Source organism: Roseburia zhanii (assembly GCF_014287635.1).
GTDB classification, from domain to species: Bacteria; Bacillota; Clostridia; order Lachnospirales; family Lachnospiraceae; genus Roseburia_B; species Roseburia_B zhanii.
This window is the reverse complement of the sequence record NZ_JACOPH010000006.1, coordinates 133272-146198: the sequence shown is the minus strand read 5'-3', so window position 1 is coordinate 146198 and position 12927 is coordinate 133272. Positions and strand designations below refer to the sequence as shown.

Here is a 12927-nt window from a genome sequence, read left to right as displayed (position 1 = left end):
CATGGCAGCCGGCACAGTGTCAGTGGATATGTGCCGGCTGTACGTGTATCAAATGGGTTGTAAAATTTATGTTTGACACACCATAATATAGAAAGAGGCAGAAAACGTATGATATTTGAAACACATGCACATTATGATGATGAACGTTTTGATGAGGACAGAGATATACTGATAGAAAAGCTGTTTCAGAAAAATATCTGTAACATCATCAATGTAGGAGCTTCAATCGAGAGCACAAAAACAACGATCGCACTTGCAAAAAAATATGAAAATATGTATGCAGCCGCAGGTGTACACCCAAGCGACATTGCAGGGCTGAATGAAGAAACCCTTGCATGGCTTAAAGAGCAGACAAAAGATCCAAAGGTCATTGCAGTCGGAGAGATCGGACTCGATTATTACTGGGATAAGGAAGAAGAAGTGCAGAAGGCACAGCGTTACTGGTTTGCACAGCAGATGGGATTAGCGAGGGAAAGCCAGCTTCCGGTCATTATCCATTCAAGAGATGCTGCAGAAGATACGATGCGTGTGATGAAAGAAGTGCATGCAGAAGAAATTCCCGGTGTCATTCACTGTTATTCCTATTCGCCTGAAATGGCAAAAGAATTTATCAAAATGGGATATTACATCGGAGTCGGTGGAGTAGTGACTTTTAAAAATGCAAAAAAATTAAAAGAAACGGTTATGCAGATCCCATTAGAGCGGATCTTATTAGAAACCGATTCGCCATATATGGCACCGGAACCGCATCGTGGCAGCAGGAACGATTCCGGAAATTTAGTTTATGTTGTAGAAAAAATAGCCGAATTAAAAGGAATTACTGCTGAGGAAGTGGAAAATGCCACACTCGCAAACGCAAGGAAACTATTCTTGACATAAAGAATAACAAGTGCTAGTATTGGTTAAAATAATACGTAGTAATTAAAACTACATTGGAAGTTTAAAGGAGGTCAATACTATGCAAATTACAATTCGGGAACCGGGAAGTGCAATCACACATTATATAGGAATGCTGTTATCTTTGATCGCAGCAGCTCCGTTATTGGTAAAGGCAGAGATCAGCGGAATACCATCTGCACTGACAGCAATGGCTATTTTCATTCTGACAATGATCTTATTGTATGCAGCATCGACTATTTACCACACATTAGATGTAAAAGCAGGCGTTTTAAAGGCTTTTCGTAAACTTGATCATATGATGATATTTGTACTAATCGCAGGAACATATACACCGATCTGTCTTTTGGTATTAAAAGGAAAAGTCGGGATGATCATGCTGGCACTTGTGTGGGGGATCGCAGTTGTCGGTATGGTGTTAAAAGCATTCTGGGTAACCTGTCCGAAATGGTTTTCTTCTATTATATATATTGCAATGGGCTGGATCTGTCTGCTGGTATTTCCGACACTTTTAAGAGATCTTAAGACACCGGCGTTTTTATGGCTGTTAGCCGGAGGAATCTTATATACCGTAGGTGGTGTCGTATATGCACTCAGATTACAGGCATTTAATTGTGTGCACAAGTACTTTGGAAGCCATGAGATCTTTCATCTCTTTGTGATGGCGGGAAGTTTCTGCCATTTTGTGGTGATGTACTGGTATCTTGTATAGATCGTTGATAAAATGAGTTTCACATCTTGAAAAAAAAATATGGAATTTCTTGATATTTATCAGAGAAAAAGATTATCAAAATGGAAAAGGGTATTTAGAGAGAAGAGTGAAGGTGATGAAGCAAAGATCAATATTATTTATAAAGGAAAAATATATATATCAGTTTATATAGAAAATATAAAAGACTGAATTTAAAGGATGGAAGATACAATTATAAATGCTTTCGTCTTGCGGAAACTTAGAAAGCCGTTTAGGCATTGACAGGAAGTGTGTAAAATGGTAGCGTTAAAAGAAAAACGGATAGGAGAAGCATATGAGTGACAAGAAGATACCTTACAAAATATACTTAGAAGAAAATGAGATGCCAAAACAGTGGTATAACGTGCGTGCAGACATGAAGAATAAGCCGGCACCACTTTTAAATCCGGGAACATTAGAGCCGATGACATTAGATGAATTGTCACAGGTATTCTGCCGGGAGTTAGCAAAGCAGGAATTAGATGATACAACTGCTTATATCGATATCCCGGAAGAAATTCTGAAATTTTACAGGATGTACCGTCCGGCACCACTTGTCCGTGCATATTGTTTAGAGGAAAAATTACAGACACCTGCAAAGATTTATTACAAATTTGAAGGAAATAATACGAGCGGAAGCCATAAGTTAAATTCAGCGATCGCTCAGGCATATTATGCAAAACAGCAGGGATTAAAGGGTGTTACCACAGAAACAGGAGCCGGACAGTGGGGAACTGCACTTTCCATGGCATGTGCCTACTTTGATCTTGACTGTCAGGTATATATGGTAAAGGTATCTTACGAGCAGAAACCTTTCAGGAGAGAGGTCATGCGTACATATGGAGCAAGTGTTACACCTTCTCCTTCCGAAACAACTGAAGTTGGACGTAAGATCTTAGCAGAGCATCCGGGAACAACAGGAAGTTTAGGCTGTGCGATTTCTGAGGCAGTAGAAGTAGCCGGAAAATCAGAAGGATACCGCTACGTTTTAGGCAGTGTATTGAATCAGGTATTACTGCATCAGTCGATCATCGGATTAGAAACAAAAGCAGCATTAGATAAATATGGTATTACACCGGATATCATCATCGGATGTGCCGGCGGCGGTTCAAACTTAGGCGGACTGATCTCTCCATTTATGGGTGAAAAACTGCGTGGAGAAAAAGATTATCAGATCATCGCAGTAGAACCGGCATCCTGCCCAAGCCTTACCAGAGGAAAATATGCATATGATTTCTGCGATACCGGAAAAGTATGCCCATTAGCAAAGATGTATACCTTAGGAAGTGGATTTATGCCATCACCAAATCATGCCGGAGGACTCCGGTATCATGGAATGAGTTCTACACTTTCCCAGTTATATGATGACGGACTGATGGAAGCACGTTCTGTAGAGCAGACATCCGTATTTGAGGCAGCAGAGCAGTTTGCACGTATCGAAGGAATCCTTCCTGCACCGGAAAGTTCTCATGCGATCCGTGTAGCGATCGACGAAGCTTTAAAATGCAAAGAAACCGGAGAAGAAAAGACGATCGTCTTTGGACTGACAGGAACCGGATATTTCGATATGGTTGCATATGAGAAGTATAACAACGGTGAGATGTCAGATTATATTCCTACCGATGCAGACTTAGAGCCGGGATTTGCTTCTTTGCCGAAGGTTGGAAAATAATAAGAGAATATAGGACGAAAGTAAGGTAAAATATCCCATTGTATGAGGATGTAAATAGCTTTTAGAGGCTGTTTGCATTACATTACATACAATGGGATTTTTATCTTGACAATCCCCTGAAATTATTAGAAAATTACATCACATATAACACTTAGGATCTGACCCGGAAGGCATCCGCCTGACGGCAAAGGCAAACGGAGAAAGACATTTTTATGACAGACTTAAGAGATGAGGCAGACCTAATTTCAAAAGAGCATAAAAATAGTCTTATTTTGTAATGAAAAAGGTACAAAATTATTACCTGATACTTATGAAAGAGAGGAACGGGCATGACAACACGGGTAGCCATGATATCGATTGTAGTGGAGAAACCGGATCATATCGAAGATGTGAACCAGATCTTGCATGAATACAGCAGTTATATCATTGGAAGAATGGGAATCCCATATAAAGAGCGGGCAATCTCCCTGATCAGTGTTGCGATGGACGCACCAGCCGATAAGATCAGTGCCATGACCGGTAAATTAGGAATGTTAGATGGGATTACGTCCAAGGCGTTGTATGCAAAAATACAGGAGGTATCGAATGCATCGATTGATTGACCGGTTAGAGGACAAACATTGTCTGACGAATGATGAATGGATTGCACTGATCACAGATAGAAGTGAAGCAGAGTATTTGTTTGAGCGGGCAAGGTTCACAGCGAAGCAGTATTATGGAAATGCGGTGTATACCAGAGGGCTGATCGAATTTACCAATTATTGTAAGAACAACTGCTATTACTGTGGAATCCGCAGGGATAACCGCAATGCAGACCGTTACAGGCTTAGCAGGGAAGACATCATGGATTGCTGCAGGCAGGGCTATGAACTTGGTTTCCGTACATTTGTACTACAGGGAGGCGAAGATTTATATTATACAGATGAGCGTCTGGTCGATATCATTTCAGAGATCAGAGGGCACTATCCTGACTGTGCACTCACACTTTCACTCGGAGAGAGAAGCCGCGAGAGTTATCAGAAATTATTTGATGCAGGAGCAGACCGTTATCTGCTGCGGCATGAAACGGCAGATGAAGCCCATTATAAAAAACTGCATCCATCTGAGATGAGTTATGAAAACCGTATCAAATGTCTGTATACATTAAAAGAGATCGGCTATCAGGTAGGCTGTGGATTTATGGTAGGTTCACCGGGGCAGACGATAGAATCACTTGCGAAAGATATGCAGTTTATAACAGAACTGCAGCCGCAGATGGTGGGTATCGGGCCTTTTGTACCGCACCATGAAACCCCATTTTCAGATGAAACAAAAGGAACGGTAGAACTGACACTTTACATGTTAGGTCTGCTGCGTCTGTTAAAACCGAATCTGTTACTTCCGGCAACTACAGCACTTGGCACGATCGATCCAAGAGGACGGGAAAAGGGCATCTTAGCAGGAGCAAATGTAGTGATGCCGAATCTTTCCCCAACAAGGGTACGAAAAAAATATGAGTTATACGATAACAAGATCTGTACCGGAGATGAAGCAGCAGAGTGTCGTACCTGCTTAAACCGGAGAATGGAAAGCATCGGATATGAATTAGCCGTAGACCGCGGTGATCCGGCACAACAATAGGAATGGATGAAAAGGAGAATAAAATGTACAACGTAATGTCGCCAAAAGCGGAAGAATTTATCAGTGATGAAGAAATTTTAGAATGTCTTGCATATGCAGAAGAAAATAAGAACAACAGGGAGCTGATCGAAAAGATCTTAGATAAAGCATCTGAGATGAAAGGGATCTCCCATAAAGAAGCAATCGTGCTTTTAGATTGCGAATTAGAAGACTTAAATGAACGGATCTACAAATTAGCAGAAGCGATCAAACAGGAATTTTACGGCAACCGTATTGTTATGTTTGCACCGTTATATTTATCGAATTACTGTATCAATGGCTGTCAGTACTGTCCATATCATGCGAAGAACAAGCATATTTCCAGAAAAAAACTGACACAGGAAGAAATTGTCAAAGAAGTAACAGCCCTGCAGGATATGGGACATAAGCGTCTTGCGATAGAAGCAGGAGAAGATCCGGTAAACAATCCGATCGAATATATCTTAGAGAGTATCAAGACGATCTACAGTATCAAACATAAAAATGGGGCGATCCGCCGCGTTAACGTTAACATAGCGGCAACAACAGTCGAAAATTATGAAAAATTAAAAGATGCCGGTATCGGAACATATATCCTCTTTCAGGAAACATATAATAAAAAGTCCTATGAAGAATTACATCCGACCGGACCAAAGAGTGATTATGCATACCATACAGAGGCAATGGACCGCGCAAGAAAAGCCGGCATTGATGATATGGGAATCGGGGTATTGTTCGGACTGAATAATTACCGTTATGATTTTACCGGAATCATCATGCATGCAGAGCATATGGAAGCATATGGCGGAGTCGGACCACACACGATCAGTGTACCGAGAGTCAGAAGGGCAGATGATATCGATCCGGATGTATTTGACAATGGAATTTCAGATGACACATTTGCAAAGATCGTAGCCTGTCTTAGAATCGCAGTACCATATACAGGTATGATCGTATCCACAAGAGAGAGCGCAGAGAGCAGAAAACGTGTCCTGCATTTAGGTGTATCACAGATCAGCGGTGGTTCAAGGACCAGTGTCGGTGGTTATGCCGAAGAAGAAGCACCGGAAGATAATTCCGCACAGTTTGATGTCAGCGACAACCGGACATTAGATGAAGTTGTACACTGGCTGATGGATATGGGCTATGTACCGAGTTTCTGTACTGCATGTTACAGAGCAGGCAGGACCGGAGATCGTTTTATGAGCCTGTTAAAGAGCAAACAGATCATCAACTGCTGTCATCCGAATGCGTTGATGACATTAAAAGAATACCTTGAAGATTATGCATCAGAAGGAACAAAGGAAATCGGTGAAAAACTGATCAAAGAGGAGCTTAAGAAGATTACCAATCCGGTAGTTAAGGAAAAAGCTACGGAGTATATTGAAAATATCCATTCAGGTCAGAGAGATTTCCGTTTCTAATTTTTATAGAACGAATAGGAGATTAGATCATGGCAAAGAGCAGTATCAAAGATATGACACAGGGAAATCCGACAAAACTCATTATCGGTTTTGCATTTCCGATGTTGTTAGGATATTTATTTCAGCAGTTTTACAGTATGGTAGATACCATTATTGTAGGAAAATGGTTAGGTGTATCGTCCTTAGCGGCTGTAGGTTCAACCGGTTCGATAAACTTTATGATCATCGGATTCTGTATGGGAGTATGCAGCGGGTTTGCAATTCCGGTAGCACAGAAATTCGGATCAAAAGATTATCATGCATTGCGGAAATTTGTAGCAAACAGCGTCTGGGTATCTGTGGTATTTGCAGCAGTGATGACTGTAGTTGTCTGCCTTTTCTGCATGGATATCTTAAGAGTGATGAAGACACCGTCTGATATCATCCAAGAGGCATACGATTACATTTTTGTCATATTTTTAGGAATACCGGTCACTTATCTGTACAACCTGCTTGCAGGTATCATACGTGCATTAGGAGATAGTAAGACACCGGTGTATTTTCTGATACTATCCTCTGTCATTAACATTGTTTTAGATATTGTATCGATCGGTGTCTTACATATGGGAGTGGCAGGTCCGGCATGGGCAACTGTGATCTCACAGGGAGCCTCCGGTCTGCTCTGCCTGTTCTATATGATAAAGAAATTTGAGATCTTACATATTCAAAAGGACGAATGGGCATATGACGGCAGTTATGTCAAAACACTCTGCGGTATGGGTGTACCGATGGGATTACAGTATTCTATCACTGCGATCGGAAGTGTTTTACTTCAGGTAGCAGTAAACGGACTTGGTTCATTAGCAGTAGCAGCGATTACAGCAGGTAATAAGATCAGTATGTTTTTCTGTTGTCCATATGATGCATTAGGCGGCACGATGGCAACTTATGCAGGACAGAATGTCGGAGCAAAAAAGATCGACAGGATACATCAGGGTATCAAGGCGGCAACGGTCATCGGGGTCGTCTATTCCGTGGCAGCATTTGTGATCCTTGCCATATTCGGAAAGCAGATGGCACTATTATTCTTAGAGGCAGATGAAGTGGGAGTAATTTCACAGGTACATATGTTTTTGATCATCATCAGTGCAGCCTATATCCTGCTTACGATCGTCAATGTATTCCGTTTCTGTATACAGGGAATGGGGTATAGTGCATTTGCAATCCTTGCAGGTGTCTGTGAGATGGTCGGAAGAACGATCGTTGGTTTTGGTTTCGTGCCGGTATTTGGATATGTTGCAGCCTGCTTTGCAAGTCCGGTCGCATGGGTATTAGCGGATGCATTTTTAATACCTGCATATTTTAGTTGTATTAAGAAGTTAAAAAAGATGTTTAACGAAGATGCATAAGATTTTTAAGGGAGATCGGGCATTAGGATAAATGAAAGGAGTACATACAAATGGGAATGAATGAAACACCGTCATCAGAACGCATACATATCGGTATCTTCGGAAGAAGGAATGCCGGAAAATCCAGTGTGATCAATGCAGTCACAGGACAGAGTTTAGCGATTGTTTCAGACATAAAAGGAACGACGACAGATCCGGTTTTAAAAGCCATGGAACTGTTGCCGCTTGGACCAGTTGTGATGGTAGATACTCCGGGATTAGATGATGAAGGCGAACTAGGAAAAAAACGGATTGAAAAGAGTTATCAGGTACTGAACAAAACAGATATTGCAGTCTTAGTGATCGATGCAAAAAGCTGTCTTGATGCAGGGGCAGAAGAAAATCTTTCATCGGTGGAAAAACCATTGATCGAATGTTTTGTGGATAAAAAGATTCCCTATGTGATCGCTGTAAATAAATCAGAAGATTTAACAGAAAAAGAAAAAGAACAGATTTTAGCATTGTTTACCGGAGAGAAAAATCTCCTGTTTGTCAGTGCAGAGAAAAAAGAACATATTTATGAATTAAAAGAGAAGATCGCCAGCTTAGCAGACACCGAAGAAATGACATTAAAGATCGTCGGAGATCTGTTAGAAACCGGAGATATCGCAGTTTTAGTTGTTCCGATTGATTCCGCAGCACCGAAAGGACGGCTGATCCTTCCGCAGCAGCAGGTGATCAGGGACTGCTTAGAAGCAGGGGCGATTCCGGTTGTGACAAGGGAAACCGAATTAAAAGAAGCCCTTTTGGCATTAGGAAAGAAACCGAAATTGGTCATTACTGACAGTCAGGCATTTGAGCGTGTGGCAAAGGATACACCAGAAGATGTCTATCTGACTTCTTTTTCCATACTATTTTCCAGATATAAAGGGGATTTAAAACAGCAGGTAGAAGGTGCAAAGGCGATACGGACATTAAAAGATCAGGATACCGTACTGATCTCTGAGGGCTGTACGCATCACAGGCAGTGTGGCGATATCGGAACCGAAAAACTTCCAAACTGGATACGGAAATTTACCGGAAAAGAGTTACAGTTTGAATTTACAAGCGGAACAGAATTTCCAAGGGATCTGTCAAAATATGCATTGATCATACATTGTGGAGGCTGCACCTTAAATGAGCGGGAAATGAAACACCGCCTCAAATGTGCAAAAGAACAGGATGTGCCAATGACGAATTATGGAGTTGCCATTGCAGATATGCATGGAATCCTAGACCGGAGTTTGGAAGTATTTGCATGATATAAGGCTTACTACAGGAGGGGACATGAACGTACAGGATAAGTTAGAGAGAATATTAAGAGAAATGCATATCATGGTGTCGAGGGGACCGACACTTGAAAATGACAGCGATTTTGTGCTGATCCATAAAAAGGATATGCAGCGGCTCTTAGGCGGCATCAGTCAGGCGGTCAGTGAAATGATGGAACAGTACGAGATCACAGAACAGAGCCGCAACAGAGCAGAGTTAGAAGCAGAAAAGCACCGCATGGAGATCATACGGAATGCCAACCGGCAGGCAGAAGATATCTATGCGGCATCCGTTATGTATACCGATGATGCCCTAGGAAGGATCCAGGATATCATTGACGAATCGGAAAAGTCTGCAAAAGAGATCCTGCATACGTTAAACCGCTCCATGGAAGAAGAAAAACGGCTGATACGGACGAACCAGTTAGAATTAAAGACGCAGTTAGAAGATATGAAAGATACTGCCAAATATATCAAACTGATCGAGGAACGGAATCGGGAGATCGCAAAAGCAAAGAATAAAAAAACAAACGATGAGAAGGAACGCAGATACCATAGAACAGAAGATAAAGACGAAGACTTCGTTCCGATCACGCCGGAGATCAAGATCAATGAGGAATATTTCGAAAAGGCAGGTCTGACACCGGAAGGACTGCCAAAAGATATGGAGAAAGAAACTGGTGCAGAAGGAACAGCTTATGAAAAGCCGGTGATCAAAATAAACGAAGAATATTTTGAAAAAGCAGGTATTCCATACGAGAAGGAAGAAGAAAAAGATACAGAGGATAAGCCAGAAGATAAGGAAGATTCATCGAAAGAAGAAACAGTCGATGAAACTCCACCGAAAGAAAACGATGCAGAAAATGCAGAAGGCCCGCTAGAAGAACTGACACCGGAAATGGAAGAAAAGTTAAAAGAAGAACTAGACATGGAATATTTTGAATGGCGAAAGGGCGATAAACCAGAAGAAAAGAAAGAAAAGCGGAAAGGACTGTTTTCCTTTGGCAGAAAGTCTTAAAAAAACCTTAATAACTCCCATGATGAGATTTTAAGAAGTTTATGGTAAGCTGAAATTCAATTATGCAAACAGAAGCATACAAAGAGAAAGGGGAAAGGCTATGAATCGGATCTTAGTCTGTGATGATGATAAAGAGATCGTAGAAGCTATCGAGATATACCTTCAGCAGGAAGGGTATGAGATCTGCAAAGCATATGACGGAGAGGAGGCACTTGCCATTTTAAAGAAACAGGCAGTTGACCTTCTGATCATAGATGTGATGATGCCGCGGTTAGATGGCATACGTGCGACATTAAAGATAAGGGAAGAAAGCAGTATACCGATCATCATTCTTTCTGCAAAATCAGAGGATTCTGATAAGATATTAGGTTTAAATGTCGGGGCGGACGATTATCTGACAAAGCCGTTTAACCCCTTAGAATTAGTAGCAAGAGTTAAATCACAGCTTCGACGATATACGAAGCTTGGCAATGCCGCAGAAAACAGTCAGGCGGTTTACCGGACAGGCGGACTTGCGATCAATGATGATCTAAAAGAAGTAACAGTAGATGATGAACCGGTCAAATTAACACCGATCGAATACAACATCCTGCTGTTACTGATGAAAAATCAGGGAAAAGTATTTTCCATCAGTCAGATTTATGAGAGTATCTGGAATGCAGATGCGATCGGTGCAGACAATACCGTCGCAGTACATATCAGACATATCCGGGAAAAGATCGAGATCAATCCCAAAGAGCCGCGCTATATTAAAGTGGTATGGGGCGTCGGTTACAAAATAGATAAAGTATAGAGGAACAAAAATCATGAAAAACGGACAATACAGCAGTGGGATAAAAACAGCAGCCATGGTCTTACAGATGGTGTTTCTGATCGTTGTCATTGTATTTTTTTCTTTGATCGTAAATTTATTCGGAAGGAGTATGCTGAGTTTTCGGGACATCGGTAATAACTCCTTCTTTGATTCTTACTACTATGTCGAGAAGATGGGGGAAGAGCTGAAGGAACTGACCTCTTATCTCCAGCTTCAGATGGGTATGCGTATACGGGAAGAAGATAAGGATCTTTACAAAAAATATAAATTAGAGTTTGATGACGGCGACAGCAATTTTTATTACTGGTTTTCTCATGGGGAAAAAGTATATACGAATATGGGAGAACATATAAAAGAGGACGAAGCATTAAAACGTGCGAAAAAATTTGGGAGTTATCTGTATTATGATGATGATACGATCTCATTTCAAGGCAATATCAAACAGGCAGACAAACGCACAGAAATGGATATGCTGCGGCTGTTTCGGAATGGCAGTAACGGTGGCGGGCTTGTCGTTGCAGTAGATACCGCATTAGAGAAAAAAGATGCCATAGCAGATGCAGCAAATGTTTACGACACCTATTTCCCATGGGTAAAGTCAGGACTGCTCATTGCCATCTTTTCGTTGTTATGTTTTTTGATCTGTATGATCTATATTACATTAGCAACAGGAAGAGGAAATGAAGACGATAAGATCAGACTCCATCGGATCGATTATTTCCCGACAGAAATATTATTGCTCGCATTTATTGCATTTGTGGGGGCACTGATCGCTTTTTGCGCAAGACTTGGCAGACAAAGCTGGAACGTATCAAGTTCCCTGATCTTAACCGGAACACTTGTATTTTTGACGGATACGGTACTGTTGACACTGTACTTGAGTTTTGTGAGGAAGATCAAAGCAGATATTTTTATCAGCTGCAGCATTACGGCACATGTTTTCCATATTTTAAAAGAAGGTATGCGGACACAGCGGATCTTAAACCGTGCGGTGATATCCTTTGTGGGAATTGCTGTATTAGGACTGCTTTTTGCATGGCAGGCATTTGCAAACCAGCATATGTGGGCGATCGCCGGATTGTTCTGTGTGTATATATATCTTGCGGCCCATTTTTTACAGCAGGCAGTCCAGCGGAAAAAAATATTGAACGGGATCATACAGATCAGCAGCGGAAACTTAGATTATAAGTTTCACGATGCGGAATTTACCGGAGATTACAGGGAGTTAGCAGAAAAGATCAATACAATCGGGGAAGGTCTTTACAATGCAGTTGAAGAAAATGTAAAAAATGAACGACTAAAGACTGAATTGATCACAAACGTATCCCATGATATCAAGACACCGCTGACATCGATCATCAACTATATCAACCTGATCAAACTTGAAAAGATACAGAATGAGAAACTCGAAAATTATGTGGACATTTTAGAAAAAAAATCTCTGCGCCTAAAGCAGTTAATGGAGGATTTAGTTGAGGTATCGAAGATCACAAGTGGAAACATCACATTAGATATGCAGCCGATCAATATGGTAGAACTGATCTATCAGACAGGCGGTGAATTTAATGAGATCTTTGAAAATATAGGACTTACGATCGTTACCAGACTGCCAAAAGAGCCGGTAATGATCATTGCAGATGGAAACCGGATCTGGAGAGTTGTACAGAATCTTTACAGTAATGTTGCAAAGTATGCAATGAAAGATACCAGGGTATATGTTGAATTAAAAGTCAATGAAGATACCGCAAAATTTTCAATCAAAGATATTTCAGCACAGGAAATCCATAAGAGCGCACAGGATCTAAGTGAACGGTTTGTCAGAGGCGACGAGTCAAGAGGCACAGAAGGAAATGGTCTTGGACTTTCCATAGCCAGAAACTTAACAAGTCTAATGGGCGGTACATTTGAAATCACATTAGATGGGGACTTATTTACTGCGAGTATCACATTTCCGTTGTGCAAATAGTTAGTACTGATATGCGTTACTATGACTATAAATATAAGGAAACTCTTGATTTTTATGAAGCGTACATTTATAATTTTTTATAACTATGGAC

11 protein-coding genes are annotated in these 12927 nt (G+C 41.1%); all 11 read left to right on the top strand.

Features of this window, described 5'->3' with window-relative positions; translation table 11 throughout:
- The first annotated feature begins 108 nt into the window (after positions 1-108).
- The 11 genes from H8S17_RS09005 (at position 109) to H8S17_RS08955 (ending at position 12836) form a co-directional block, all read left to right on the top strand.
- Positions 109-879 (top strand): TatD family hydrolase, encoded by a 771-nt coding sequence (locus H8S17_RS09005; protein ID WP_186867060.1) that lies wholly within the window; start codon positions 109-111, stop codon positions 877-879.
- Positions 880-958: 79 nt separating this feature from the next.
- Positions 959-1609, top strand: coding sequence for a PAQR family membrane homeostasis protein TrhA (trhA, locus tag H8S17_RS09000; protein WP_186867059.1), 651 nt, complete (start codon positions 959-961; stop codon positions 1607-1609).
- Positions 1610-1922: 313 nt separating this feature from the next.
- Positions 1923-3299, top strand: coding sequence for a TrpB-like pyridoxal phosphate-dependent enzyme (locus H8S17_RS08995; RefSeq protein WP_178050496.1), 1377 nt, complete (start codon positions 1923-1925; stop codon positions 3297-3299).
- Between the two features lie 329 nt (positions 3300-3628).
- A complete protein-coding gene (locus H8S17_RS08990) occupies positions 3629-3901 on the top strand; it encodes a TM1266 family iron-only hydrogenase system putative regulator (protein WP_178050497.1) in 273 nt (90 codons plus the stop codon).
- Positions 3861-4919, top strand: coding sequence for a [FeFe] hydrogenase H-cluster radical SAM maturase HydE (hydE, locus tag H8S17_RS08985; RefSeq protein WP_408639455.1), 1059 nt, complete (start codon positions 3861-3863; stop codon positions 4917-4919). Before H8S17_RS08990 ends, hydE begins: the two co-directional genes overlap by 41 nt.
- Before the next feature lie 23 nt (positions 4920-4942).
- The gene (gene hydG / locus H8S17_RS08980) at positions 4943-6361 is read left to right on the top strand and encodes a [FeFe] hydrogenase H-cluster radical SAM maturase HydG (RefSeq protein ID WP_178052308.1); all 1419 of its coding nucleotides are present in this window, start codon (positions 4943-4945) and stop codon (positions 6359-6361) included.
- A gap of 29 nt (positions 6362-6390) precedes the next feature.
- Positions 6391-7749 carry an MATE family efflux transporter gene (locus H8S17_RS08975; protein ID WP_186867057.1) on the top strand — a complete coding sequence of 453 codons (1359 nt, stop codon included), beginning with the start codon at positions 6391-6393 and terminating at the stop codon, positions 7747-7749.
- Positions 7750-7799: 50 nt separating this feature from the next.
- Complete coding sequence (hydF, locus tag H8S17_RS08970; protein WP_186867056.1) at positions 7800-9029, top strand: [FeFe] hydrogenase H-cluster maturation GTPase HydF; 1230 nt, start codon at positions 7800-7802, stop codon at positions 9027-9029.
- 25 nt (positions 9030-9054) lie between these two features.
- Positions 9055-10056 (top strand): hypothetical protein, encoded by a 1002-nt coding sequence (locus H8S17_RS08965; RefSeq protein WP_186867055.1) that lies wholly within the window; start codon positions 9055-9057, stop codon positions 10054-10056.
- Between the two features lie 100 nt (positions 10057-10156).
- Entirely contained in the window at positions 10157-10849 is a 693-nt protein-coding gene (locus tag H8S17_RS08960; RefSeq protein ID WP_186867054.1) for a response regulator transcription factor, read from the top strand.
- Positions 10850-10862: 13 nt separating this feature from the next.
- The gene (locus tag H8S17_RS08955; RefSeq protein WP_186867053.1) at positions 10863-12836 is read left to right on the top strand and encodes a sensor histidine kinase; all 1974 of its coding nucleotides are present in this window, start codon (positions 10863-10865) and stop codon (positions 12834-12836) included.
- Positions 12837-12927 lie beyond the last annotated feature (91 nt).

Excerpts from the sequence above, each read along its gene's own strand:
- hydG (WP_178052308.1), top strand. The coding sequence starts at position 4,943 with ATGTACAACGTAATGTCGCCAAAAGCGGAAGAATTTATCAGTGATGAA.
- H8S17_RS08975 (WP_186867057.1), top strand. The coding sequence starts at position 6,391 with ATGGCAAAGAGCAGTATCAAAGATATGACACAGGGAAATCCGACAAAA.
- H8S17_RS08995 (WP_178050496.1), top strand. The coding sequence starts at position 1,923 with ATGAGTGACAAGAAGATACCTTACAAAATATACTTAGAAGAAAATGAG.
- H8S17_RS08990 (WP_178050497.1), top strand. The coding sequence starts at position 3,629 with ATGACAACACGGGTAGCCATGATATCGATTGTAGTGGAGAAACCGGAT.
- hydE (WP_408639455.1), top strand. The coding sequence starts at position 3,861 with ATGCAAAAATACAGGAGGTATCGAATGCATCGATTGATTGACCGGTTA.
- trhA (WP_186867059.1), top strand. The coding sequence starts at position 959 with ATGCAAATTACAATTCGGGAACCGGGAAGTGCAATCACACATTATATA.
- H8S17_RS08960 (WP_186867054.1), top strand. The coding sequence starts at position 10,157 with ATGAATCGGATCTTAGTCTGTGATGATGATAAAGAGATCGTAGAAGCT.
- H8S17_RS08955 (WP_186867053.1), top strand. The coding sequence starts at position 10,863 with ATGAAAAACGGACAATACAGCAGTGGGATAAAAACAGCAGCCATGGTC.
- H8S17_RS08965 (WP_186867055.1), top strand. The coding sequence starts at position 9,055 with ATGAACGTACAGGATAAGTTAGAGAGAATATTAAGAGAAATGCATATC.
- H8S17_RS09005 (WP_186867060.1), top strand. The coding sequence starts at position 109 with ATGATATTTGAAACACATGCACATTATGATGATGAACGTTTTGATGAG.
- hydF (WP_186867056.1), top strand. The coding sequence starts at position 7,800 with ATGGGAATGAATGAAACACCGTCATCAGAACGCATACATATCGGTATC.